20 protein-coding genes and 1 riboswitch are annotated in these 24,697 nt (G+C 71.9%); of the genes, 5 read left to right on the top strand and 15 right to left on the bottom strand.

Going from position 1 to position 24,697, the window contains the following annotated elements; genetic code table 11:
* Nucleotides 1-262: 262 nt before the first annotated feature.
* The 4 genes from ACO06A_RS02860 to ACO06A_RS02875 are packed head-to-tail and all read right to left on the bottom strand — an operon-like array spanning nt 263 to nt 4,429.
* On the bottom strand, nt 263-1,447 hold the full coding sequence (locus ACO06A_RS02860) for a sugar ABC transporter permease (protein ID WP_421734580.1): 1,185 nt from the start codon (nt 1,445-1,447) through the stop codon (nt 263-265).
* Nucleotides 1,444-2,175 (bottom strand): ATP-binding cassette domain-containing protein, encoded by a 732-nt coding sequence (locus tag ACO06A_RS02865; protein ID WP_421734581.1) that lies wholly within the window; start codon nt 2,173-2,175, stop codon nt 1,444-1,446. Before ACO06A_RS02865 ends, ACO06A_RS02860 begins: the two co-directional genes overlap by 4 nt.
* Nucleotides 2,172-3,248 (bottom strand): substrate-binding domain-containing protein, encoded by a 1,077-nt coding sequence (locus ACO06A_RS02870; protein ID WP_421734582.1) that lies wholly within the window; start codon nt 3,246-3,248, stop codon nt 2,172-2,174. The genes ACO06A_RS02865 and ACO06A_RS02870 overlap by 4 nt, the downstream gene beginning before the upstream one ends.
* A complete protein-coding gene (locus tag ACO06A_RS02875; RefSeq protein ID WP_421734583.1) occupies nt 3,245-4,429 on the bottom strand; it encodes an ROK family transcriptional regulator in 1,185 nt (394 codons plus the stop codon). The genes ACO06A_RS02870 and ACO06A_RS02875 overlap by 4 nt, the downstream gene beginning before the upstream one ends.
* 388 nt (nt 4,430-4,817) lie before the next feature.
* On the opposite strand from ACO06A_RS02875, the gene ACO06A_RS02880 reads away from it, so the two are divergent.
* From ACO06A_RS02880 to ACO06A_RS02890, 3 genes are all read left to right on the top strand, one after another.
* Entirely contained in the window at nt 4,818-6,116 is a 1,299-nt protein-coding gene (locus tag ACO06A_RS02880) for an ABC transporter substrate-binding protein (RefSeq protein ID WP_421734584.1), read from the top strand.
* A 148-nt stretch (nt 6,117-6,264) separates the two neighbouring features.
* Entirely contained in the window at nt 6,265-7,167 is a 903-nt protein-coding gene (locus ACO06A_RS02885; protein WP_421734585.1) for a carbohydrate ABC transporter permease, read from the top strand.
* Nucleotides 7,167-8,063 (top strand): carbohydrate ABC transporter permease, encoded by an 897-nt coding sequence (locus ACO06A_RS02890; protein ID WP_421734586.1) that lies wholly within the window; start codon nt 7,167-7,169, stop codon nt 8,061-8,063. The genes ACO06A_RS02885 and ACO06A_RS02890 overlap by 1 nt, the downstream gene beginning before the upstream one ends.
* Before the next feature lie 96 nt (nt 8,064-8,159).
* Here the strand turns inward: ACO06A_RS02890 and ACO06A_RS02895 are convergent, their stop codons facing one another.
* From ACO06A_RS02895 to ACO06A_RS02930, 8 genes are all read right to left on the bottom strand, one after another.
* Nucleotides 8,160-8,633, bottom strand: a complete 474-nt coding sequence (locus ACO06A_RS02895; RefSeq protein WP_421734587.1) for a hypothetical protein — start codon at nt 8,631-8,633, stop codon at nt 8,160-8,162.
* A 38-nt stretch (nt 8,634-8,671) separates the two neighbouring features.
* Complete coding sequence (locus ACO06A_RS02900; RefSeq protein ID WP_421734588.1) at nt 8,672-9,133, bottom strand: hypothetical protein; 462 nt, start codon at nt 9,131-9,133, stop codon at nt 8,672-8,674.
* 274 nt (nt 9,134-9,407) lie between these two features.
* The gene (locus tag ACO06A_RS02905; protein WP_421734589.1) at nt 9,408-10,001 is read right to left on the bottom strand and encodes a DUF937 domain-containing protein; all 594 of its coding nucleotides are present in this window, start codon (nt 9,999-10,001) and stop codon (nt 9,408-9,410) included.
* 162 nt (nt 10,002-10,163) lie between these two features.
* On the bottom strand, nt 10,164-15,947 hold the full coding sequence (pulA, locus tag ACO06A_RS02910) for a pullulanase-type alpha-1,6-glucosidase (protein WP_421734590.1): 5,784 nt from the start codon (nt 15,945-15,947) through the stop codon (nt 10,164-10,166).
* A 127-nt stretch (nt 15,948-16,074) separates the two neighbouring features.
* Nucleotides 16,075-16,389, bottom strand: coding sequence for a DUF167 domain-containing protein (locus tag ACO06A_RS02915; protein WP_421734591.1), 315 nt, complete (start codon nt 16,387-16,389; stop codon nt 16,075-16,077).
* The gene (locus tag ACO06A_RS02920) at nt 16,343-16,771 is read right to left on the bottom strand and encodes a hypothetical protein (protein WP_421734592.1); all 429 of its coding nucleotides are present in this window, start codon (nt 16,769-16,771) and stop codon (nt 16,343-16,345) included. Before ACO06A_RS02920 ends, ACO06A_RS02915 begins: the two co-directional genes overlap by 47 nt.
* Before the next feature lie 15 nt (nt 16,772-16,786).
* Nucleotides 16,787-17,776, bottom strand: coding sequence for a malate dehydrogenase (locus ACO06A_RS02925; RefSeq protein WP_421734593.1), 990 nt, complete (start codon nt 17,774-17,776; stop codon nt 16,787-16,789).
* A 101-nt stretch (nt 17,777-17,877) separates the two neighbouring features.
* A complete protein-coding gene (locus ACO06A_RS02930; RefSeq protein WP_421734594.1) occupies nt 17,878-19,095 on the bottom strand; it encodes an NADP-dependent isocitrate dehydrogenase in 1,218 nt (405 codons plus the stop codon).
* Nucleotides 19,096-19,364: 269 nt separating this feature from the next.
* Here ACO06A_RS02930 and ACO06A_RS02935 point away from each other — a divergent pair, with 269 nt between their 5' ends.
* The gene (locus tag ACO06A_RS02935) at nt 19,365-20,408 is read left to right on the top strand and encodes an aquaporin (protein ID WP_421734595.1); all 1,044 of its coding nucleotides are present in this window, start codon (nt 19,365-19,367) and stop codon (nt 20,406-20,408) included.
* 63 nt (nt 20,409-20,471) lie between these two features.
* Here the strand turns inward: ACO06A_RS02935 and ACO06A_RS02940 are convergent, their stop codons facing one another.
* A complete protein-coding gene (locus ACO06A_RS02940) occupies nt 20,472-20,846 on the bottom strand; it encodes a DUF3017 domain-containing protein (protein WP_421734596.1) in 375 nt (124 codons plus the stop codon).
* 125 nt (nt 20,847-20,971) lie between these two features.
* Between ACO06A_RS02940 and ACO06A_RS02945 the strand changes: the two genes are divergently transcribed.
* Nucleotides 20,972-22,231 (top strand): FAD-dependent oxidoreductase, encoded by a 1,260-nt coding sequence (locus ACO06A_RS02945; RefSeq protein ID WP_421734597.1) that lies wholly within the window; start codon nt 20,972-20,974, stop codon nt 22,229-22,231.
* A 26-nt stretch (nt 22,232-22,257) separates the two neighbouring features.
* On the opposite strand, the gene purH is transcribed toward ACO06A_RS02945, so the two are convergent.
* Nucleotides 22,258-23,850 carry a bifunctional phosphoribosylaminoimidazolecarboxamide formyltransferase/IMP cyclohydrolase gene (gene purH, locus ACO06A_RS02950; RefSeq protein ID WP_421734598.1) on the bottom strand — a complete coding sequence of 531 codons (1,593 nt, stop codon included), beginning with the start codon at nt 23,848-23,850 and terminating at the stop codon, nt 22,258-22,260.
* Between the two features lie 36 nt (nt 23,851-23,886).
* A riboswitch (ZMP/ZTP riboswitch) is annotated at nt 23,887-23,974 on the bottom strand.
* Between the two features lie 24 nt (nt 23,975-23,998).
* On the bottom strand, nt 23,999-24,646 hold the full coding sequence (purN, locus tag ACO06A_RS02955) for a phosphoribosylglycinamide formyltransferase (protein WP_421734599.1): 648 nt from the start codon (nt 24,644-24,646) through the stop codon (nt 23,999-24,001).
* Between the last annotated feature and the right edge of the window lie 51 nt (nt 24,647-24,697).

Raw genomic sequence — 24,697 nt, forward strand, 5'->3', positions numbered from 1 at the left:
CGAGCGCACGACGCCGACCATCCACAGCCTCGGAAGCTCCGAGACAGGCGCAGCGGAACACGACCCCCGCGAAGGCCGGAGAACGCCGCGTGCGGCGGCTCGCGTGAAGAGTTGGTTGCGATCAGCGGAACGATCTCTTCACGCGAACCTTGGCCGGCGCATCGGGTCGGAGGCAGGGGCCGGCGACCGGGACGGTCGGGCGACCGGGGACGGTCGGGCGACCGGGGGCGGTCGGGGCGGCCCTGCCTCGGGTCGGGGCGGGTCAGGACTCGCGGGCGCGGCGCTGGAGGGCGTCGATGGTGACCGCGACGGCCAGCACCAGGCCGGTCACCACCAGGCGAGCCGACTGGTCCAGGTTCAGCAGGGTCAGCCCCGTGGAGATCGACTGCACGACGAGAATGCCCACGAGCGCCGACCACGCCGATCCGCGCCCCCCGAACAGGCTGGTCCCGCCGATGACGGCGGCCGCGATGGCCGTCAGGTTGGTGTCGCCGGCGCCGCTGCCCTGGTTCGCCGCCGCGAGGCGCCCGACCGCGAGCACGCCACCGAGCGCGGCGAGCGTCGAGCACGCGACGAACGCGGACACGAACACGCGGCGGACCGGGACGCCGGCCTTGCGCGCGGCCTCGGCATCACCGCCGACCGCGCGCACGAACCGACCCCAGCGCGTCCGCCGCAGCATCAGGTCGGTGAGCGCGACGAGCCCGACGAAGAGCGCGAAGACCGCACCCACCCCACGGTTGGTGCCGAGGTAGGCCACGACGACGGACAGCACCGCCGCGAGCGCGGCCACCCGGGCCACCACCGTCCAGAGCGGCGCGACCGGCAGCTCGACCCGGAGCCGGCGCATGCGGTCCGTGGCCCGTCCGGCGGCGTACGCGAGGACGACGAGCGCGACGATCGCCCACGAGGTCGCCGGGGCCAGGAACGCGGTCTGGCAGAACCGCACCAGCCACCACTCGAACGGGAGGTTGACCGACCCGGTGGGCCCCAGCACCCGCATCTGGAGACCCGTGACCACCAGCAGACCGGCCAGCGTGAACACGAAGCTCGGCACCGCCAGCCGGGTGTGCAGGGCGGCGTAGATGGACCCGACGAGGACGCCGACCGCGACGGCGGCCAGGACCGAGATCCACAGCGGCCAGCCCAGCTGCACGGAGCCGACGGCGACGACGGCCGCGGCCAGCCCCGACACGGCCCCGACCGACAGGTCGATCTGCCCGACGTGCAGCGTGAGCACCACGCCGAGCGCGATCACCCCGGTGGCGGCCGACTGCTGCGTGAGGTTGACCAGGTTGTCGCTGGACAGGAAGTGCGGGTTGAGCAGCTGGAACACCAGACCGATCAGGACGAGCACCACGGCGACGGGCAGCACGCCGAGGTCCCCCGTGCGCAGGCGCTGCCAGGTGGTGGCGACGAGGCCCGAGTCCGCGACCACGGCGCTCATCGGGCGATCCCCGTCACTGCCGCCAGCAGCTCCTCGTAGCTGGTCCGCGCGGCGTCGAACACCCCGTTGACCCGGCCGAGCCGCAGGACCACGATCCGGTCCGCCACGGCCTGCACGTCGGCCAGCGAGTGGCTGGTCAGGACCACCCCGTGCCCACGCTCGCGCAGCCGCTCGACGAGCGTGAGGAACTCCGCTGTCTGACGCAGCCCGAGGGCAGCGGTCGGCTCGTCGAGGACGATCACCCGCGGCTCCCCCAGCAACGAGCGCGCGATGGCGACGGCCTGCCGCTGACCACCGGACAGGGCGGCGACGGGCACCCGCACGGACGGCACGCGGGCGGCGAGCTGGTTGAGCAGCTCCCACGCGTGCTTCTCCATGGTGACCTCGTCGAGCAGGAGCCCGCGCTCGGCCTCGTGCCCGAGGTACAGGTTCTCGACGACGTCGAGGTTGGCGCACAGGGCCAGGTCCTGGAACACGGCGGCGATGCCCAGCCCGCGCGCGACCGACGGGTCGGAGAGCGTCACGGGGCGCCCGTCCACCAGGACGTCGCCCGCGTCGGGGACGAGCGCACCGGTCAGCGCCGCGACCAGCGTCGACTTGCCGGCGCCGTTGTCCCCGATCACGGCGACGACCTCGTGGGCGTGCACCTGGAGGTCGACCTCGACGAGGGCGCGGGCGGCGCCATAGCTCTTGGAGACGCCGCGCAGGGCCAGGACCGACTCGGTCACGGGGCACCCCCGTCGAGCAGGCCCGCGGCGGCGCAGGCGCCGGTGTAGGGATCCACGCAGATCTCCTCGGTGGTGTAGACGCCGCCGTCGACGATGACGCGGTGCAGGTTGTCCAGGGTCACGGGCACGGGACTGAGCAGCAAGGCCGGTACCCCGGCCACGCGGGCGGTGGTGACCGGCACCTCGCCGCGCAGCACGCGGACAGCGAGCTCCGCGGCGGTGCGGGCCTGGCCACCGATCGCCTTGTAGACGGTCATCGACTGGTCGCCGGTGACGATGCGCTGGATCGCCGCCAGCTCGGCATCCTGGCCCGTGACGGGCGGGACGGGGTCGAGCCCGGCGGCCTTCATCGCCGAGATCGCGCCGCCGGCCGTCCCGTCGTTCGCGGCGTACACGGCGTCGACCCGGCCCGCGTACTGCGTGAGCTGCCCGGTCACCCACTCCTGCGCCTTGTCCGGGCTCCAGTCGGGGGTGTCGTACGACGCCAGGATCTCGATGGGTTCGCCGGCGAACGCGTCGGCGACGCCGGCCTCGAGGGCCGCCGAGTTCGGGTCGGTCGCCGCACCGTTGACCATCAGGACGCCCTGGGGAGGGTCGTCGGGACCGGTCCGGCCGGCCGCGAGCTCCCGCACCAGCGCCTCGCCCTGGTACCGCCCGATCCGACGGCTGTCGAAGGAGACGTAGTAGTCGAGGTCGGCGTCGGAGATGAACCGGTCGTAGGCGATGACCGGCACGCCCCGGCGGTGCGCCTGACCGACGATGCTCACGGCCGCGGCGGCGTCGACGGCGTCGAGCACCAGCACCCCCGCGCCCTGCGTCAGCGCCGACTCGGCCTGCTGCTGCTGGGTGGCGGCGTCCTGGGCGGCGTTGGCGTAGACCACCGTGCACTCGGGGCACCGGTCGCGGACGACCTTCTCGAACTCGGGGCGGTCCACCGCCTCGTACCGGGCGGTCTTCGACTCCGGGAGCAGGAGGGCGATCACCTGGTCGGAGGGGGCGGCGCCGGTCGGCGCGGACGCGCACCCCGCGAGGGCGAGCACCACGGCCAGGGCCGCCGTCAGCGCGCGGGTCACACGACCACCGCCCCGGCGCCGGCGATCGTGACCGTGTCGAGCGCCACCGCGAGCGCACCGCGCACCTCGGCGGCAGCGCCCAGCTCCGCGCCGACCACGGGAACCGGGCCCGCCGTGCTGGGGATCGTGCGCTGCGCGAGGGCGACACGCAGCGGCTCGAGCAGCATCTCCCCCGCGTCCGCCAGCTCCCCGCCGACCACCAGGAGCTCGGGGTCGAACAGGTTGCACACGCTGGCCGCCGCGACGCCGAGATGATGGCCGGCGTCGGCGATCACGCGCCGGCACCCGGTGTCGCCGGCCTCGGCGCGGGCGATCACGTCGCGCAGCGTGAGGTTGCCGTGGCTCGGCCGCAGCATCTCCAGCAGCACGGGGGCGCCGACGTACATCTCCAGGCAGCCGCGGTTCCCGCAGCGGCAGACGGGCCCCTGGTCGTCGATCGTCGTGTGCCCGATCTCGCCTGCAGCGCCCACGCGCCCGTGGAACACCTCGCCCCCGAGCACCAGCCCCCCGCCGACCCCGTGCGAGGCGCGCACGTAGACCACGTGCTGCTTCCCGCGGGCGGCGCCGAGCCGGACCTCCGCGAGCGCGCCGAGGTTGGCGTCGTTGTCGATGTACACCGGCAGGCCGAGGCGTTCGCCGAGCATCTGGGGCACCGGTGCACCGTCCCAGCCACGCAGCATCCCGAGCGAGGAGAGCTGGCCGGTGCGCACGTCGACCGGGGCCGGCACCCCGACGCCGACGGCCAACACCTCGGCCAGGGTGGCGTCGACCGAGTCGACCATCTCGGTGAGGAGCAGCGCGGCGCGCTCGAGCCCCTGGTCGGCGCGGTGGTCGGGCGGCAGCGGCATGCGCTGCTCGGCGACGATCCGGTGCGCCACGTCCGAGAGGGCCACGCGCAACGATCGCGTGCCGAAGTGCATGCCGGCGACCAGCCCGAGGTTGCGCGCGAGCGTCACCTGCTGCGCGCGCCGGCCGCTGCGCGAGGTGGGGGCGGTGTGCAGGACACCGGCGGTCGTCAGCTCTTTGACGATGTTGGACACGGTGGCTGGGGACAGGCCGGTGACGCCGGCCAGCTCGACCTGCGTGAGCGAGCCACGCTGCTGGACGGCGCTGACGATCCGCGCCCGGTTGGCTTCACGCAGTGAAGTCTGCGAGCCCGGTGTGACCCGGTCATTGCCCACCGGCGCAGGATACACAGCCCTCGCCCGCGCGCCGGGTGAACCCCCGCCCCGCGGGGCACGCCGACCGCAGCGCGCACGCGACGTGCGCCCCGACCTGCGACGACGGCGGAGAAATGCCCCAGACCAGGAGGTCTGCGGCACCCCGGACGAGGGGACGTCTCCAGCGGGTGAACACCAGATCACGATTTGGCCACTCGTGCGTTCACTTCTTGACTTCAATGTGACGACGGCTATGTGATGTGACCCGGATCGGGGCGAGGCGCAACGCAGGGCCTCCGACCGATCGTCCGGCAGACGCTCCCGCTCCGCCGGGCGAGCACACGGGCCGCGGGACCCCACCCCCGGCCAGCAGCACCCATATCCACGGCAAAGAAGGCGTAGGAGTCACATGCGTACAGCACGCAAGTTCACCGCCATGGCCGCAGGTCTCGCCGTCGCCAGCCTCGCGCTGGCCGCGTGCAGCACCGGCAGCGGCAGCGATGACGAGACCGGCGGCACCGGCAGCGGCGACGAGGTGGAGGTCTTCACCTGGTGGGCCAGCGGATCCGAGAAGCTCGGCCTCGACGCCCTCGTCGGCGTGTTCGAGACCCAGAACCCGGACGTCACGTTCGTCAACGGCGCCGTCGCCGGTGGCGCCGGCTCCGCGGCCAAGGACCTGCTCCAGACGCGCCTCCAGGCCAACGACCCGCCGGACACGTTCCAGGCCCACGCGGGTGCGGAGCTGACCGACTACATCAACGCCGGCCAGGTCGAGGACGTCTCGGCCCTGTACGACGAGTTCGGTCTGCGCGACGCGTTCCCGGCCGACCTGGTCGAGCGCCTCACCGTCGACGGCAAGATCTACTCGATCCCGTCGAACATCCACCGCGCCAACGTCGTGTGGGCGAACACCCAGCTCCTCACGGACTCGGGCCTCGACCCGGCCGCGACGTACGCCTCGATCGACGACTGGTTCGTCGCGCTCGACGCCGTCAGGGAGAAGACGGGCCGCACGCCGCTCTCGGTGGCGACCACGTGGACCCAGGTCAACCTGTTCGAGACGATCCTCCTGTCCGACCTGGGCGCCGACGGCTACAACGGTCTCTGGGACGGGTCGACCGACTGGGCCAGCCCCGAGGTCACCGACGCGCTCGCCGACTTCGAGAAGCTCATGAGCTACACGAACGAGGACCGCGACGGTCTCGACTGGCCGGACGCGACGCAGCAGGTCATCGACGGCAACGCCGCGTTCAACGTCATGGGCGACTGGGCCGTGGCCGCGTTCGAGGAGGCCGGCAAGAAGGCTCCCGCCGACTACGTCTACATGCCGGTCCCCGGCACCGACGGCGTGTTCGACTTCCTCGCCGACTCCTTCACGCTGCCCGTCGGTGCTCCGCACCCGGCCGGCGCCAAGGCGTGGCTGAAGACGATCGGGTCGCTCGACGGCCAGGTCGCGTTCAACAAGGCGAAGGGCTCCATCCCGGCCCGCAACGACGCCAAGCCCGAGGACTTCTCGGAGTACCAGCAGTCCGCGATGACGTCCTTCGGTCAGGACACCATCGTCTCCTCGCTGGCGCACGGCGCAGCGGCCCCGGCCGCCTGGGCCAACGCGATCTCGGACGCCACCAGCAAGTTCACCACCGGTGGTGGCGACCTCGCCGGCTTCCAGGCCGAGCTGGTCGCGGCCGCCGAGGCGAACGCCGGCTGATCCTGCTCCACCGCACGACACGGTCCCGTCCCCGGCCCTGGCGATCCCAGGGCCGGGGCGGGGCCGCGTGCAGCGCCTGCTCGACCCGGGTCGGCTGATCCGACCGCCCGACCCGTCCGAACGCTCGTCACGACTCCAGGAGGCACGCGTGCCCCGACAGATCCGTAAGTGGGGGCCTCCCCTCCTGCTCATCTCACCGACCCTGATCCTGCTCGGTGTCTTCGTCTACGGCCTCCTCGCGGTCAACGCGAACACGTCGCTCCGGGACATCCACAACGCCGCGCAGGCCAACGGCAAGGCGCCCGTGAGCTTCGTCGGACTCGAGAACTACTTCACGCTGTTCGGGTCCGACTCGTTCCAGCACTCGCTGCGCAACCTGGTGATCTACACCGTCGTCTTCCTGGCGGGCACGATGTTCTTCGGGTTCGTGTGGGCGTGGCTGCTGGACCGGCCCGTGCGCTTCGAGGGCGTCTTCCGCTCCATCTACCTGTTCCCCATGGCGATCTCGTTCGTCGCCTCGGGCGTGGTGTGGCGCTGGCTGCTCAACTCCAACCAGGGCGAGAACGCCTCCGGTCTCAACCGGCTGTTCCAGATGATCGGCCTGCCGTTCCTCCAGAACAACTGGTGGAACAACGTCGACATCGGCATCGCGGCCATCGCGATCCCCGCCATCTGGCAGCTGTCCGGCTACGTCATGGCGCTGTTCCTCGCCGGCTTCCGGGGCATCCCCGAGGAGCTGCGTGAGGCGTCGCAGATCGACGGCGCGAGCAGCTGGCAGACGTACCGCCACGTGATCTTCCCGCAGCTGAGCCCCGTCGCCCTGTCCGCGGTGATCATCGTCGGCCACATGTCCCTCAAGGCGTTCGACCTGATCATGTCGATCTCGAAGCCGGCCAACTACCAGACGAAGGTGCCGGCCATCGACATGTACGTGTTCAAGTCGAGCTTCGACTACTCGAACGCCGCCGCCGTCGGCGCGATCCTGCTCGTCATCGTCGCGGTGCTCATCATCCCGTACCTGGTGCACCTCAACCGGACGGAGAAGCACTGATGACCACCGTCACCCCCGCGGAGCTCACCGCTCCCCTCGGCCGCCCGGCGGCCGCCGCCGGCGACGTCGCCCCGAGCCGGTTCTCCAAGGGCCGCACCGCCAAGTACGCGCTGCTCATCTTCTTCACGCTCCTCGTGCTGATCCCGGTCTACGTGCTGATCGTGACCAGCTTCAAGGGCCTGGGCGACGCCACCCCGTCACGCGCCTGGAACCTGCCGCAGGTGTGGACCACGGAGAACTGGAGCGCCGCCTGGACGGCCCTGTCGCCGTCGCTGTGGCGCACCTTCCAGATGGTGATCCCGGCCGCGATCATCTCCTCGTTCCTCGGGTCGATGAACGGCTTCGTGCTGGCGCGCTGGCGCTTCAAGGGTGCGGACATCGTCTTCACCCTGATCCTGTTCGGGATGTTCATCCCGTACCAGGCCGTGATGATCCCGCTGCTCCAGCTCATCCTGGGCGCCGGCATCCCCTCGGGCGTGCCGTCGCTGATCATCCTGCACGTCATCTACGGCCTTCCGATCACGACGCTGATCTTCCGCAACTACTACATGTCGATCCCCGAGGAGCTGGTCGAGGCCGCCCGCGTGGACGGCGCGGGGATGCTGCGGACCTTCTGGTCGGTCGTCCTGCCGATCTCGATCCCCAGCTTCGTGGTCGTCCTGATCTGGCAGTTCACCTCCGCCTGGAACGACTTCCTGTTCGCGGTGTTCTTCTCCTCCAGCCAGAACGGCCCGATCACCCTGGCCCTCAACAACCTGGCCAACGGTGCGCTGCTCACCAACTACGGCATCTCGATGGCGGGCGCCCTGCTCGCGTCGCTGCCCACGCTGCTGGTGTACATCCTGCTCGGGAAGTACTTCATCGGCGGCCTCATGTCCGGGTCGGTCAAGGGCTGACGCCCCTGGCGTGACCACCTGCCGCGGTCTCCGCAACCCGGCACAGACGAAGGGCCCGCGACACCCAGGTGTCGCGGGCCCTTCGGACGTGTCGGTTCAGGCGTACAGGTAGCAGGACTGGGAGTTGGCCGCCGGTTCGAACGTCATGAGAGTCCCCGACGTCGTCGTGCCGGACGCGGTCTTCTGCGTGATCTTGTAGAAGATCTGCGTCCCGACGGGGTAGGCGACGAGGCGTCGGTACTTGGTGGACAGCGTGGCGCTGCAGCTCACCGTCACCGATCTCGTGGTGGCGTTCGAGACCTTCAGCTGAGCCGTCACCCAGGCGCGGGACAGGCCGAACGCTGCGTCGACGGTCCGGGTGGCGCTGGTCGTCGTGGAGATCGCGCACGTGAAGCCCGGCGTTCCGGAGCAGGTCGCGAGCGGCTCGTTGAAGTTCGTCATGTTGGGGGCACGGAGAGTCTCAGTGAGCGTGTACGTCGTCGCTGCCGACGCAGGCGTGGCGGCTGCCACGCCCCCGGTCGCCACCAGCATCGCAGCCGTGCACACAGTCATGATGCGGCGAAGATTCATGAGGTCAGTCCCTTCTCGTTCTCGACGTGTGCAGAGGGTCAGCTGGCGCGCGCGCAGTGGATACCGAGCGGGTTGAACGCGTACTGCGTCGACGTGGCCGTCTGCGTGAGCCTCCCGTACTGGTAGGTCCGCTTGCGGATCGTGTACTTGTACGTGGTGCCGGAGGCATAGCCGACGATCCACGGATAGGTGGGTGGCGCGATGGATCCGCCGCAGGTCGACGAGATGGTGACGGCCGTCGCACTGCTGATGCCGAGCGAGGCGGCCACGCCGGCGGCCGAGATGCCGAACGTTGCTCCGATGGTCCGCGTGGCGGTCCGCGAAGCGCTCACGGTGCAGCTGATCGCGGTCTGCGCACCTCCGCACCTGCCGAGCTCCTGGTCGTACCGGACGACCCCGCCGGTCGAGCTCACCCCGATCACGTCGACCTCGTACCAGATCGGTGCGCTGGGATCGACCACCGCTTGCGCGGGCGAGGCCAAGGCCAACGGCACGGCCACCGCCGCGCCTGCAATGCTGACGACAATGCGTCTCACGAGCCGGTCGCGAATCACGTCCACCCCTTTGTGTCTTTCTTTCCCTGATGAGTTCTGCAGTGTTGCGCACGCAGAAGTGTGCCCGCAGGGAAAGGGATGCCCGTCCGCCGATTTCACTCGTCCGGCCTAGTTGTAAAGTTTTTGACTATGGTCACGGATGCCTGTTCGCGGTGCGACGTGCCGAAGGGGCGCCACGGTCGGCGGCGCCCCGTGGCGTACATGCTGGTCCAGGTCGACGTCAGCGCTTGCCGCCCCCGAGCAGGCCGCCCAGGATCCCGCCGATGTCGATCCCGCCCGAGGAGCCACCGCCGCCGAGCATCCCGCCGAGGACGCTGCCGAGCCCGCCGCCGGCGGAGCCGCCCAGCACGCCCCCGAGCACGTCACCCAGCCCGCCACCACCCTCGGTCGCCCCGCTCTGCGTGGAGCCGGAGCGCCCCGCGAGCTTCTTGGCGAGGAACGCCATGACGATCGGCGCGAGCAGCGGGAGCACCTTGGCGATGATCGACTGGTCGGGCGTGCGCGCGTCGGAGCCGAGCGCCGCCACCACCTGGTCCTGGTTCGAGCCGAAGACGTTGCGCACGATCTTGGCGCCGTCGTCGGTGTCCACCTGGTCGAGGTCCACGCCGCCCTCGACGAGCGCCGGGTCCTTGGCGCCGAGCGCGGCCGAGAGGGACGCGGCGCCGGCCGGGTCCTGCGCGTTCGCCTCGAGCCCGCCGAGCAGTGCCGGCAGGGCGGCGTCGACCGCACGCTGCGCGGTGGCGGTGTCCACCCCCAGCTTGGCGGCGAGCTGGTCGATCGGGATCGTCGCGGTCAGGTCGTCGAGGGCTGCCACGGCTGCCTCCTCGGTGAGGGCCGATCCGGCGGGTCGCCGGATGCACGGCCGCGTGCGGTGCACCCGCACACGTCCTCACCGTAGGGATGTTCCGTCGGTCCGCACCACACGGACGACGACGGGTAGGACCGTCACCGGCCTGCCCGTCGTCACCTCATGCCGTCAGCGGTGCCACCACCACCCGCCGTGACCGGCGGGGTCCACCAGCACCGCGACCGTGCGCGGCGGGACGGTCACCGAGCCGGTGGCCTTGTCCCACGTGGTGGTCCTGACCACCGGGTCGCTGCCCCGGGCCTGGACCGGCGACAGCGTCAGCCGGTGGCCGCGGAGCGCGTCGACCGTCTGCGTCGTCGGCTCGTCGGACCCGTTGATGACGACCAGGACGCTGTCCAGCTTGCGGTCCACGTCCTTGGTCCAGCGGCGGGTCGCGGAGCTCCAGCCCGGCTCGTCGTCGATGGCCATGACCACCACGCCGGGGTCGGCGTCCGGGCCGGAGCCCGGGAAGGTGACCTTCTGCTCGATCAGGTCGGCCGAGCCGAGCCGGAACAGCGGCGTGGAGAACCGCAGGCGCAGCAGGTCGTCCGCGGCCTTCGACGCCGTGGCGATGTCGGCCGGTGTCGGCTTGAGCGCCGGGTCGGCCAGCAGCGGCTGCTGGATCGGCCACTTCGTGGAGTTGTCGGCCGCCGGCGGCAGACCGCGGCCGAAGCCGTTGTCCTGGCCGGACAGGTCGAGCAGGTTGAACCAGTCGCCGGAGTTGTAGCTGTTTCGGTCGAGCGACTTGCTGCGCAGCAGGTCGGCGCCCGCGTGCCAGAACGACGGGGTCTGGGCCAGGGCGGTCGTCGCCAGCGAGACGGTGTTCATGCGCACGCGGTCCGCCATCGGGGTGTCCGTGGGCAGCTTGTACGTGAGCGAGTCCCACAGCGTCTCGTTGTCGTGGGCGTCGACGTAGGTGATGACCTCCTCCGGGGAGTCGGCGTACCCGGCCGGCTGGCCGTTGTAGTCGATCTCGGAGCCCTTCTGCACCGTGCCGGCGCTCGTCTGGAACGAGTAGTCGCGCAGGTTGCCCGCCATGCCGAGGCGGACCAGGTCGGCGTCGTGCGCCGCCCGGGCCAGCTGGTCAGCCTCCGAGCCATTGATCGCGTCACCGTTCGGGTCGGTGCCGCCGCCGGAGCCGAAGCCCTGGATCCGCGGGTTCTCGTCGAACGGTCCCCCGCCGCGGACGGCGTCGCGCAGGCGGTCGGAGAACGTGCCGATGCCCGTGCCGCCCAGCTGGCCCTGTGTGGCCTGGGTGAACAGCGCGTTGTTCGCCACCTCGCCGAAGTTCCAGCCCTCGCCGTAGAGGTACACCCGCGAGCCGTCCACGCCGTCCTTGCGCGGGGTCAGCCTGTCGAGAGCGGTGCGGATGGCCTCCATGTTCTCCACCGAGTGGTGGCCCATGAGGTCGAACCGGAACCCGTCGACCTTGTAGTCGCGAGCCCACGTCACCACCGAGTCGACCATGGCCTTCTGGGCCATCTGGTGCTCGGTCGCGATGTTCTGGCAGCAGGTCGAGGTCTCGACGTTGCCGATCGCGTTGAGCCGCTGGTAGTAGCCGGGCACCACGCGGTCGAGCACCGACTGCGGCGACTGGCCGCTTGCGGTGGTGTGGTTGAACACCTGGTCGAGCACCACCTGGAGGCCGTCGGAGTGCAGCGCGCCGACCATCGTCCGGAACTCGGCGACGCGGGCGCCACCGTTCGCGTTCACCGCGTAGGAACCCTCGGGGGTCGTCCAGTGCAGCGGGTCGTAGCCCCAGTTGAACCCGTCGGCGTCGGCCACGGCCGTGACGCACGCCTGCTGCTGGTCGGAGTCCGGTGCGTACGACGGGAGGTCACAGTCCGGGGTCTTCTGCAATGCGCGGTCCTCCTGGATCGACGCGATGTCGAACGTCGGAAGCAGGTGGATCGTGGTCAGGCCGGCCTTCTCGAGCTCGCGCAGGTGCGTGCGGCCGGCGCCGTTGGTGGCGAACGCGAGGTAGGTGCCGCGCTTGGCCGCCGGGACGGTCGTGTCGCTGATGGAGAAGTCCCGCACGTGCAGCTCGTAGATCGTCTGGTCCACGGGCCGGACCACCGGCTGCTTCGCCTTCTCCCACTGGCTCGGGCGGAAGGCCTTGTCGGCCAGGTCCACCAGCACCGAGTGCGTCGAGTTGAGCGTGAGCGCCACCGAGTACGGGTCGGTCACGCGGTTGACCTCGACCTGGTCGGTCGTCGGCGCGTACACCGTGACCTCCCAGAGGTAGCGCGCACCGGTCCAGGACTTCTTGCCGGCCACGGTCCAGGTGCCGTCGGCCTGACGCGTGGCGGCCACGCGCTGCTCGGTCGACGACGTCCCGGGCCAGACCAGCAGCGCGACCTCCTGCGCCGTCGGCGCCCAGACGGCCAGCGACGGGACGCCCTTCTTCCAGGTGGCGCCGAGGGTCCGCTTCTGGGCGTCACCGGCGTACAGGTCGTCGAGCACACCCGGGATCTGCACCCCGGTGGCCGCCTCGTAGGTGCCGTCGGACGCCGCCTGGGTGACCAGGAGCGCACCGCGCAGCAGGTCGGACGTCGGCGCGCCGTCGGGCAGGTGCAGAGCGAGGTAGCCGGTCAGCGCGGGGAACCTCGCGAGCTGGTCGGCCGAGAGCCCCGCCGGGTCGTAGGTCAACGGGACGGGGTCGCCCTCGCCGCCCACCACCGCGCCGTCCTGGACCGCCAGACCGCCGGTGGGCGAGGCGTGCAGCGCCAACGTGCTCGCGGCGGGGTCAGGTGCCCAGGTCGCGGGCCACGCGATCGTGTCCCGGTCGATCCAGTGCGCCTGCGACTGCCCGGTGCCGGGGAGCGGCGGGTCGGTGACCGTGATGGTCAGGACGTGGGTGGCCAGCACGTAGGAGAACGTGACGGGCTTGCCGCCGGGCGCCGCGAACGGGATGTTCCCCCCGGTCGGCGAGCCGCCGGCCCCGTAGCTCTCGTCCCAGCCGAGGTTGTGCGCCACCTTGGCCTCGTACGACCCGGCCGCGAGGTCCGGCGCGGTGTAGGTGAAGGTCCCGTCACCGTCCAGGTCCTGCAGCCACGTCGTCATGCACCACGGCGCCCAGTCCTCGTCGCAGCCCACCTCGCTGTTGAACGAGCCCGGGACGGTGAGGATCGGGCCCTGCGCGGTGGACGTGAAGTAGTGCGTCTTCTCGTCGTAGTAGAACGTCACCGGGCCGGCGGTCGTGACGGAGTACGTCGCGTTGGCGCCGCCCGCGACGCCGCCGGCGCCGTAGTTCTCGTCCCAGGAGCCGTTGATGGCGACCTTGTACTCGTAGGTGCCCACCGGCAGGTCGAACGTGCCGGACCACACGCCGTCCGCACGCTTGGTCAGCTGGTCCACCTCGCAGGCGGGCTCCCAGTCACCGGCGCAGCCCATCTCGCTGTTGTGGCTCCCGGGCACGGACACCGACGTCGGGCTCACGGGCCCCGTGTCGGGGACCACGCCGTCGATGGCGACGCCGACGCTCGCGTAGGTGGACGCGGCGGACTTGTTCCCAGCGGCGTCCACGGTGACCGCGCGGTACTCGACGACGGCGCCGTCGGGCAGTCCGGTGACGGTGTGGAACACGCGGGGCGACGTCGTCTCCGACGTGCCGAGCGGGGTCCACGCGTCGTCACCGAGCACCCGGTACGCGAAGGACGTCTGGCTCCAGACGTCGTCCGCCACGTCTGCGGTCACGGGCGCCTGGCCGGTCAGTCCGGCTCCGGCGGTCGGCGTCGTGAGAGTGAGGGCGCCGGCGGTCGCCGGGGCACCCACCGTGGTGTCGGCCTTCAGGACGATCGCGCTCAGGGCGGGGATCGTCACGGAGACCGTGCCGTCGGACGCTGCCGTCACCGACGTGGACGTCCCGTACAGCGGCGCGAACGTCGCGCCGGGCGTCAGGGTGTCGATCGTGACGGTCGCCGGGGCCGTCCCGTTGTTCGTCGCGACCAGGTGCTCGATCTTCTCGTCGGCGCCGACGCGGCTGAACGCGTAGACAGCGCCGTCCGCGTACCGCTCGATCTGGGCACCGTCCTGGAGCGCCGGGTGGGCGGACCGCAGGGCGGCCAGCTCGGCGATGTGGTCGTACAGCACCGAGTCGGTGTCGTACCGGTCGACCGAGCCGAGGGTCGTGCCGTCGAGCAGCGTCTGGCCGGCGTACTCGGGCACCTGCGTGGCGAACAGCGACTGCCGCGCGTCCTTGTCCCCACCCGTGCCGACGCCCGCGAAGCCCTGCTCGTCGCCGTAGTACACGACCGGCTGGCCGCGCGTCAGGTACATGAGGGAGTGCGCCAGCTCGGAGCGCTGCTCCGGGTTGTCCGCGCTCTTCACGAAGTACCCGATGCGGCCCATGTCGTGGTTGCCCAGGAACGTGGGCAGCGCCTGCGCGTTCGTCGTCGGGGTCGTGTACCTGTCGTCGCCCGCGTAGAGCGCCTTCAGGCCGCCCGCCGAGAAGCCCTTGGCATAGTTGGCGGCAGCCGACTGGAACGTGAAGTCGAGGACCGCGTTCATGTCGCTGTCGCGCAGGTACGGAGACAGCTTGGCGGGGTCGGCGTCGTAGACCTCGCCGAACATGAAGAAGTCGGGGTTGCCGACGGCGGTCGCGTGGTCGCGCACGGCCGTGGAGAACTTCTGCCAGAACTCGAAGTTCACGTGCTTGGCGGTGTCGATGCGGAAGCCGTCGACGCCCAGGTCCACCCAGTCGTTGTAGACGTCCACGAAGCCGTTCACGACCGTCGGGTTCTCGGTCATCAGGTCGTCCAGGCCGGAGAAGTCGCCGTACGTCGTGGACTCCCCGGTGTACGTCGAGTTCCCGCGGTTGTGGTAGAGCGTCGGGTCGTTCAGCCAGGCCGGAACCTTGACGTTCGCGTCCTCGGGCTTGATCACCGGCGTGTACGGGAAGCTCGTCGCGGCGTCCATCGTCGGGAAGGTGTCGGTGCCCGCGTAGGTCGCGGGGTCGAACTCCGTGCCGCCGGCGTCGGTGTACGGGCTGGTGGCCTGGTCGATGTAGCCGTACTGGCCCTCGGTGTAGTCGATGACGTCGGCCGTGTGGTTCGTGATGATGTCGAAGTAGACCTTGATGCCGCGCGTGTGGGCGTCGGCGATCAGCGCCTCCAGCTCGGCGTTGGTGCCCAGGTGCGGGTCGATCTGCGTGAAGTCGGTGATCCAGTAGCCGTGGTAGCCGGCGGAGGCGTCCGCCCCGGTGCCCTGCACGGCACGGTTCTTGAACGACGGGGTCAGCCAGATGGCCGTGGTGCCCAGGCCCTCGATGTAGTCCAGCTTGCTGTGCAGGCCGGCCAGGTCGCCGCCCTCGTAGAAGCCCTTGTCGGTGGGGTCGAACCCCGTGGCCAGCCGGTCGCCCGTGAGCCCGCCGGCGTCGTTCGCGTCGTCGCCGTCGGCGAACCGGTCGGTCATCACGAAGTAGAACTGCTCGTTCGCACCCGGGTCCCGCACGGGGGTCGCGACGAGGGCGTCGTCCGCCGGCGTGTAGCCCGCGCCCAGGTCCAGCGGGGTCAGCGCGATGCGGTGCGTGGTGTCGTCGTAGGTGAACCGCAGCGTCGACGGACCCTCGATGACGAGCGGGATGTTGTCGGCACCGCCGTTCTTGCCGTACGCCTCGTCCCAGGTGTCGTTGATCGCGACCTTGTACTCGTACGCACCGGCCGGGACCGTGAAGTCCGCGGAGTAGACCCCCTCCGTGGCGGTGAGGGCGAGGTCCGTGGTGGTGCAGTCGGGCTGCCAGTCCCCCGGGCAACCGAGCTCGCTCTGCAGGCTGCCGACGAGGGCGACGGTGCGGTCGGCGGCTGCGGCGGGTGTTCCTACCGCGGCGACGAGCCCGACGCCGACGACCGCGAGAGCGGTCACGCCGGCGAAGGCTCGAGACAGGGGGCGGACGGGGGCGTCGGCGGGCGACATGGCGACTCCTTCGTCTCCCCGCACGTCGATGTGCGAGGCAGGTGTCGCCGACCGTATCCGCTTGCAGCAACTTGCAGCAAGAGATAGCGACGAATGACCCTCGACGGGAGGGACCGGACACGCACCGTCAGGTCGTCCGGAGCTCCTCGAGCCGCCCGGCGACCTCCGCCTCGTCGGCGTCGACCTCCACCAGCTTGTCGCGACTGGTCGCCCCCGACACCAGCCGGACCTGGCGCGGCCGCACGCCGAGCGCCTTGGCGAGGGCCTCGAGCGCGGCCTGCGTGGCGGCGCCGTCGACCGCCCGGGCGCTCACGGCGACCACGAGCCGGTCGGCGTGCGTGCCGCCGACGGCGGTCCGGGAGGCTCCGGGCCGGACCCGGATGGCGACCCGCACGTCAGGCCCGCGGCGGCGCGACGAGCCGCCCGGGCGCCCGGCGGGCACGCGCGAACAGCACCACGCCGACGACGGCGACGACGATCCCGACCAGGACGAACGGCCACGGGTTCGCCTGCGCGATGCACTCCGACGCCCCGGTCACGCCACCGGTGCAGAACTCGCCCGGACCGAACCGGTTGAGCCAGCCGATGGACAGCGGCAGGGCGCCGAGACCCGTGACGATGCCGAGCTGGGCAGGACGAGGACCCTGGCGCACGACGAGCACACCGACCACCAGCAGGAGCCCGAGCGCGCCGAAGAGGCCGACGGTCCCGACGTCACGACCGAGCCCGAAGCCGACCCCGATCCCCGCGCCGAGCAGCACCCACCCGAGGAACGCCCCCACCCCAGTGCCCGGGCGCGCGACCGCGACCTCCTCGGCCCACACGTCAGAGCACCCGGCTCAGAGCAGGCCCAGTGCCTGGACGGCGTCGCGCTCCTCGACCAGCTCCGCGACGGACGCGTCGATCCGCGTCCGCGAGAACTCGTCCACCGACAGGTCCGGCACGATCTGCCAGCGACCGTCGACCGAGGTGACCGGGAACGAGGAGATCAGCCCCTCGGGCACCCCGTACGAGCCGTCGGAGACGATGCCGGCGGAGGTCCAGTCGCCCGCGGGCGTGCCGTGCACCCAGGTGTGCACGTGGTCGATGGCCGCGTTCGCCGCGGACGCCGCCGACGACGCGCCGCGGGCCTCGATGATCGCGGCGCCACGCTTGGCGACCGTCGGGATGAACGTGTCGCGCACCCAGGCGTCGTCGCCGACGACCTCGAGGGCGGGCCGGCCACCGACCGTCGCGTGCGAGAGGTCCGGGTACTGCGTCGCGGAGTGGTTGCCCCAGATGGTCAGCCGCGCGATGTCGCCGACCGTCGACCCCGTCTTCGTCGCCAGCTGGGAGAGCGCGCGGTTGTGGTCCAGGCGGGTCATCGCGGTGAACCGCTCGCTGGGCACGTCGGGGGCGTGCGAGGCCGCGATGAACGCGTTGGTGTTGGCCGGGTTGCCGACGACCAGCACCCGGACGTCGTCGGCGGCACCGGCGTTGATCGCCTCGCCCTGGGGCTTGAAGATGCCGCCGTTGGCCGAGAGCAGGTCCCCGCGCTCCATCCCGGCGGTGCGCGGCCGGGCGCCGACGAGCAGTGCCACGTTGACCCCGTCGAACGCGGCGGTGGCGTCGTCGTAGATCTCGACGCTGTCCAGCGTGGTGAACGCGCAGTCGTCCAGCTCCATCGCGGTGCCCTCGGCGGCCTTGACCGCCTGCGGGATCTCCAGGAGGCGCAGCCGGACCGGGGTGTCGGGGCCGAGCAGCTGGCCGGACGCGATGCGGAAGAGCAGCGCGTAGCCGATCTGGCCGGCGGCTCCGGTGACGGTCACGGTGACGGGCGAGCTGGCCACGGAACGGGCTCCTTCGATCGACGACGACGGCGCCCTCACGCTACCCCGCAGACGACCGACGGCGCCCACCCGAGGGTGGACGCCGTCCGTGATGTGCGAGGTCAGGCGAGCTTGGCCGCCAGGTTGGCGTCGAGCGTCGCGAGGAACTCCTCGGTGGTCTGCCACGCCTGGTCCGGGCCGACCAGCGACGCGAGGTCCTTGGTCATCGCGCCCGACTCGACGGTCTCGACGACGACCTGCTCGAGCGTCTCGGCGAACTGCGTGACCTCGGGCGTGCTGTCCAGCTTGCCGCGGTGCTTCAGGCCACCGGTCCAGGCGTAGATCGACGCGATCGGGTTGGTCGACGTCGGCTTGCCGGCCTGGTGCTGGCGGTAGTGGCGCGTCACTGTGCCGTGCGCGGCCTCGGCCTCGACCGTCTTGCCGTCGGGCGTCATGAGCACGGACGTCATCAGGCCGAGCGAGCCGAAGCCCTGCGCGACCGTGTCGGACTGCACGTCGCCGTCGTAGTTCTTGCACGCCCAGACGTAGCCGCCCTCCCACTTCATGGCCGCGGCGACCATGTCGTCGATGAGGCGGTGCTCGTAGGTGAGCCCGGCGGCGGCGAAGTCCGCCGCGTACTCGGCGTCGAACACCTCCTGGAAGATGTCCTTGAACGAGCCGTCGTAGGCCTTGAGGATCGTGTTCTTCGTCGACAGGTACACCGGGTAGCCGCGCTGCAGGCCGTAGGCGAACGAGGCGCGCGCGAAGTCCCGGATCGAGTCGTTGAAGTTGTACATGCCCATGGCGACGCCGCCGCCCTCGGGGTACGTGACGACCGTCTGGTGGATCGGCTCCGACCCGTCGGCGGGCGTGAACGTCATGGTCAGCGAGCCGGCGCCGGGGACCTTGAAGTTGGTCGCGCGGTACTGGTCGCCGAAGGCGTGACGGCCGATGATGATCGGCTTGTTCCAGCCCGGCACCAGGCGGGGGATGTTGCTGATGATGATCGGCTCGCGGAAGACGACGCCGCCGAGGATGTTGCGGATCGTCCCGTTGGGCGACACCCACATCTTCTTCAGGCCGAACTCCTCGACGCGGGCCTCGTCGGGCGTGATGGTGGCGCACTTGACGCCGACCCCGTGCTCCTTGATGGCGTTCGCGGCGTCGACGGTCACCTGGTCGTCGGTGGCGTCCCGGTTCTGGATCGACAGGTCGTAGTAGCGCAGGTCGATGTCGAGGTACGGGTGGATCAGGCGGTCCTTGATGAACTGCCAGATGATGCGGGTCATCTCGTCACCGTCGAGCTCGACGACCGGGCCGACTACCTTGATCTTCGCCATGCGGGGATCTCCTGATGCTGGGGACGGGTGGGGGCACGGCACGATGGAGCGGCTGCCGGCGCGGGTCCGCGGACAAGATTACTCGACGTCGAGAGATCCGCGTGAGTCGCACGCTGTCGTTTGCCGTGACCGGACCGCACGGGACTGGCATGCTGGCCCCCGTCAGGGGAACGACGCCGAGCACCGCGTCGTCACGACCGCACAGCCGGGCGTGGCAGGCTCCCCGCGCACCAGATCGCCCATCGACGATGACTCACGACAGGATCGACATGTCACAGGACAACCCCGAGAAGGCCGCCGGCTCCCCGGAGCCCGACACGACCCCCGCCGCCGCGCCGGCTCCGGCTCCGGCTCCTGCTCCTGAGGAGACGACGGCAGCCGCCGCGGCCGAGCCGGTCGTCGAGGAGCCCGTCGTCGCGCCGGAGCCCGCGGACGAGGACGTCGTCGTCGAGGAGCTCGACGCGTACGTCGTGCCCGCCGGCACCGTCGTCGTGACCGGGCCGAGCCTGGTCTCCCGGCTCGGCGCCGAGGCGTTCGGCACGTTCGCGCTCGTGCTCGTGGGCCTGGGCATCGCGCTCTACAACGGCATCAGCCAGCTGGGCGCGCTCGCCGTCGGTCTCGGCTTCGGCATCGCGGTCGTCGCGGCGATCATCGCCGTCGGCCACGTGTCGGGCGGCCACTTCAACCCGGCCGTGACGCTCGGTGCGGCCATCGGCGGGCGTACCCCGTGGAAGGACGTCCTGCCCTACTGGCTCGCGCAGCTGGTCGGCGGCATCCTCGCGGCGGCGGTCCTGTTCATCACCGTCCCGTCGGCGCTCCCCAGCGCCATCACGCAGGACCCCGCGTCCACGGCGAAGTCCTTCTTCAGCAGCGTCGCCAACGGTTTCGGCGAGCACTCGCCGCTGTCGACCGCCTCGCAGGGCACCGTGGAGTTCTCGCTGGTCATCGGCCTGCTGGTCGAGATCGTCGTCACCGCCGTGTTCGTCGGCATCATCCTGGGCGCCACCGACCGCCGGTCGGCCAACGTGCAGGCGCCGTTCGCCATCGGCCTGTCGCTCGCCGTGCTCATCTTCGTCGCGATGCCCGTGACGAACGCGTCGCTCAACCCGGCGCGCTCGACCGCCGCCGCGGTCTTCTCGGACAGCTGGGCCCTGAGCCAGCTCTGGCTGTTCTGGGTGGCCCCGCTGGTCGGTGCCGCGCTGGCCGGCCTGGTCTACCGCGCGTTCGCCGCGGAGCCGGCCGAGGACAACCTGCTCGAGGAGGACGACGCGTACGTCACCACGGACGACGTCCTCGTGGTCACGGAGCGCTGACCTCCGCCTGACCCGCTGCACGACCGGACGCCCGGCACCCTCGTGGTGCCGGGCGTCCGTGCGTCAGCGGGGCAGGATCTGGGCGAGCAGCGCGATGCCGGTGCCGAACAGGACGAGGACGACGACGTCGATCGCCTTGGCGCGCACGCTGAGCGCGACGGGACCCGGCGACGGCAGGACCGCCCGGACGAGCGCGCCCACGAGGGCGACGCCGGAGAGCACCCACGCGCCCTCGCGGGTGCCGACGACGAGGGCGACCAGCGTGGCGACGACGATGCCCGAGCAGGTCCACCAGAGGGACACGTTGCGGGCCGCGTCGAGCGACGCGCGCGCGATGGCTCGAGGGTCCAGCGGCGCCTGCTCGACGGGGATCGGACCGGTCGACGGGGGCGTCGGGTCGGCCGGTCGCACGGGCGGCACGGGGGGCACGTCCGGCACGGCGGGCTCGGGGCGCTTCGGGGATCCGGGGTGAGCGGGAGCCGCGCGATGCACCCCGGCTCCCCCGCTCATGCGCTCCCTCACCATCTCGCTCGTGCCTCCCGACGGGAGACTACCGTTGCGAGGTGAGCGCCCGGACCGACGACGAGCACCTGGATACCTCTTCGCCGCGGGACGTGCTGGTGGTCGGCGCGGGACTCGCGGCCACCCAGACCGTGGCGGCGCTGCGCGAACGCGGGTTCGACGGGCGGGTCGTCGTGCTCGGCACCGAGGGCATCGCCCCGTACGACCGCCCCCCGCTGTCCAAGCACCTGCTCGACCGGCCGACGCCCACCTGGCTCACGGACGAGATCGGCGTCGACCTGCTCGCCCTCGCCGACGAGGTCCACCTGAGCACGCCCGCCCGCGCGCTGTCGCTCTCGGGCGCGCGCCCCGAGGTGCTGACCGACGACGGCCCGCTGTCGGCCGACGCGCTCGTCGTCGCCAGCGGCGCCCACGCGGTCCGCCCGCCCGGGTGGGAGACCGCGCTGACCCTGCACACCGCCGCGGACGCGGACCGGCTCCGTGCGGCTCTGAGCCCGGGGGCGCGCCTCGTCGTGATCGGTGCGGGGTGGATCGGCGCGGAGGTGGCGGGGGTGGCCGCCGCTGCGGGCGTCGAGGTGGTGGTGGTCGAGGCGACCGGGGCACCGCTCGCCGCGGCGCTCGGCCAGGCCGTCGGTGAGCTGACCACCCCGTGGTACGCCGCGGCCGGCGTGCGGCTGCTGACGGGCGAGCACGTGGTCGAGGTGGGCACCAACGGCGTGGGCCTGGCCGACGGCAAGCTGATCGCCGCGGACGTCGTCCTGGCGGCCGTGGGCGCGCGCCCGACCACCGACTGGCTGGCCGGGGCGCTCCCCCGCGAGGACGACGGCTCCCTGAGGGTCGACGAGCACCACGCGGTGCTCGGCGCGCCGCGATCGGTCCGCGCGGTCGGCGACGTCGCGCTCCGGCGCTCCCCGCGCCACGGCTGGATCCCCGGTGGCCACTGGGACGGTGCGCTGCGCGGACCCGCCGCGCTCGTCGCGGGCCTGCTGGGCACCCCCGACGACACCCCGCCGGACGTCGCGCCCTACGTCTTCTCCACCCAGCTGGGGCACGAGCTGGCCCTGTTCGGGCACCCGCGCACGGCGGACGAGGTGGTGCTCCGTGGCGACCCGGCCGGACCGGGCTGGGCGGCGCTCTGGTTCCGGCGCGGCTCCGACGAGGTCTCCGCGATCCTCACCGTCGACCGCCCGCGGGACGTCGGGGCCGCGCGTCGGCTCTTCACCGGCGCGGGGCTGCCCCGGCTCGACCGCGCGGCGGCGGGCGACCCGGGGCGTCCCTTGCGGTCCGCTGCGCTCGGCTGACCAGCTCGCCTCATCAGCTCGCCTGATCAGTGGGCGAAGTGGCGCGTCCCGGTCAGGTAGAGCGTCACCCCGGCGGCCTGCGCCGCGGCGACGACCTCCTCGTCGCGGACGGACCCGCCCGGCTGCACGATGGCGCGCACCCCGGCGTCGATGAGCACCTGGGCGCCGTCGGCGAACGGGAAGAACGCGTCCGAGGCGGCCACGGCCCCGCGAGCGCGCTCGGCGTCCCCGGAGTTGGCCCGCTCGACGGCCAGCCGGCACGAGTCGACGCGGTTGACCTGGCCCATCCCGACTCCGACGGAGGCGCCGGCGTCGGCCAGCAGGATCGCGTTGGACTTCACCGCGCGCACGGCCCGCCACGCGAACGCCAGGTCGGCGAGCGTGGCGTCGTCCGCCGGGGTGCCCGCCGCGAGCGTCCACGTCGTGGGGTCGTCGCCGGGGGCGTCCACCTGGTCGAGCTCCTGGACCAGGAGGCCGCCGCTGATCGCGCGACGCTCCGTGCGCACGCCGTCCACGGGGGCGACCCGGAGCAGGCGGATGTTCTTCTTGCGTCCGAGGATCTCGAGCGCCTCGGGCTCGAACGCGGGGGCGACGACCACCTCGGTGAACACCGGCGCGATCTGCTCCGCGGCCGCCGCCGTCAGGGTCCGGTTGGTGGCGATGACACCGCCGAACGCCGAGACCGGGTCGCACGCGTGCGCCTTCGCGTGGGCGTCGGCCACGTCCGAGCCGACCGCGATGCCGCACGGGTTGGCGTGCTTGATGATGGCGACCGCCGGGTCCGTGTGGTCGTGGGCGGCGCGCCAGGCGGCGTCGGCGTCGACGTAGTTGTTGTAGCTCATCGCCTTGCCGTGCAGCTGCTCGGCACCGGCCAGACCGCGGCCCGCGGCGCCGTCGGGCGTCAGGTACAGGGCCGCCTGCTGGTGCGGGTTCTCGCCGTAGCGCAGCACCTCGCCGCGCACCCACGTGGTCCCGGTGAACGCCGGGAAACCGGAGTCGGCGGCCTGCTCGTCGGGCGCGTACTCGGCGGCGAACCAGCTGGCCACCGCGGCGTCGTAGGCAGCGGTGTGGGCGAACGCGTCGGCCGCGAGCAGGCGCCGCGCAGGGAGCGTGAACCCGCCCGCACCGACCGCGGCGACGACCTCGTCGTACCGCGCAGGGTCGACGACGACGGCGACGCTCGGGTGGTTCTTCGCGGCGGCCCGGACCATCGACGGACCGCCGATGTCGATCTGCTCGACGCACTCGTCGGGTCCGGCGCCGGAGGCGACCGTCGCGGTGAACGGGTACAGGTTGACGACGACGAGCTCGAACGGCTCGATGCCGAGCTCCTCGAGCTGCGCCAGGTGCGCAGGCAGGCGCGTGTCGGCCAGCACGCCGGCGTGCACCCGCGGGTGCAGCGTCTTGACGCGCCCGTCGAGGCACTCAGGGAAGCCGGTGAGGTCCTCGACGCGGGTCACGGGGACTCCGGTGGCGGCGATCGTCGAGGCGGTCGAACCGGTGGAGACGATCTCGACGCCGGCGGCGTGCAGCGCGGCGGCCAGGTCGGTCAGGCCGGTCTTGTCGTAGACGGAGACGAGCGCGCGGCGGACAGGGCGCTGGGTGTGCTCGGAGGACATGGCGGCTCCCGGGGGTGCAGGGTCGGCTAGGGCGGACCCATGCACCCAGGCGGGCGGTGCGTGGCGGGACATTGCGGCCGCTCCCCGGTGGTTGAGCCCACCTGCGCCAGTCACGACCGTGGCCGAGTCTAGCCTGCGCGTCCCGGCCTCAGCCGACGATCGCGCGCCGCCCGTCGACCCGCAGGCCCCCGCGGGCGATCCGGCCGACCCACTCGACCAGCAGCGTCCGCTCGACAGCCTTGATGCGCTCGTGCAGCGCGGCCTCGTCGTCGTCGGCCTCCACCGTCACCGTCGCCTGCGCCAGTATCGGGCCCGTGTCCACACCCTCGTCGACCACCATGACGGTGCACCCGGTGACCTTGACGCCGTAGGCCAGCGCGTCCCGCACGCCGTGCGCGCCCGGGAACGACGGCAGCAGGGCGGGGTGCGTGTTGATGATCCGGCCGCCGAAGCGCCCGAGGAACGACGCCCCGAACAGCTTCATGAACCCGGCCAGCACCACCAGGTCGGGCGAGAACACCGACACGGTCTCGGTGACAGCGGCGTCCCAGGCGGCCCGGTCGTCGAAGTCCTTGAGCGAGACGACCGCGGTCGGGATGCCGGCCTCGCGCGCGATGTCCAGCGCCCGGATCCCGCTGCGGTCCGCCACCACGGCGACGACACGGGCGCCGTAGGAGGGGTCGTCGTGCGCGGCGAGCAGGGCCGCCAGGTTCGAGCCGGTGCCCGAGACGAGGACCACGAGCCGACCCGAGTCGCGGGTGGCCGGGGTGGGGCGGTGGGGTGTCTCGTGCGTCACGGGCCGACCCTACCGGCGCCTGGTGTGGGGGCGCCGTCACCGGTTCGTGGG

Origin of the sequence: Cellulomonas sp. (assembly GCF_965229465.1) — a bacterium.
In the GTDB taxonomy this organism is placed as follows: Bacteria; Actinomycetota; Actinomycetes; order Actinomycetales; family Cellulomonadaceae; genus Cellulomonas.

What these genes read in the sequence shown, in the direction of transcription:
- purH (WP_421734598.1), bottom strand. Translation starts at nt 23,850, where the DNA reads ATGTCCTCCGAGCACACCCAGCGCCCTGTCCGCCGCGCGCTCGTCTCC.
- pulA (WP_421734590.1), bottom strand. Translation starts at nt 15,947, where the DNA reads ATGTCGCCCGCCGACGCCCCCGTCCGCCCCCTGTCTCGAGCCTTCGCC.
- ACO06A_RS02930 (WP_421734594.1), bottom strand. Translation starts at nt 19,095, where the DNA reads ATGGCGAAGATCAAGGTAGTCGGCCCGGTCGTCGAGCTCGACGGTGAC.
- ACO06A_RS02935 (WP_421734595.1), top strand. Translation starts at nt 19,365, where the DNA reads ATGTCACAGGACAACCCCGAGAAGGCCGCCGGCTCCCCGGAGCCCGAC.
- ACO06A_RS02880 (WP_421734584.1), top strand. Translation starts at nt 4,818, where the DNA reads ATGCGTACAGCACGCAAGTTCACCGCCATGGCCGCAGGTCTCGCCGTC.
- ACO06A_RS02860 (WP_421734580.1), bottom strand. Translation starts at nt 1,447, where the DNA reads ATGAGCGCCGTGGTCGCGGACTCGGGCCTCGTCGCCACCACCTGGCAG.
- ACO06A_RS02895 (WP_421734587.1), bottom strand. Translation starts at nt 8,633, where the DNA reads ATGAATCTTCGCCGCATCATGACTGTGTGCACGGCTGCGATGCTGGTG.
- ACO06A_RS02890 (WP_421734586.1), top strand. Translation starts at nt 7,167, where the DNA reads ATGACCACCGTCACCCCCGCGGAGCTCACCGCTCCCCTCGGCCGCCCG.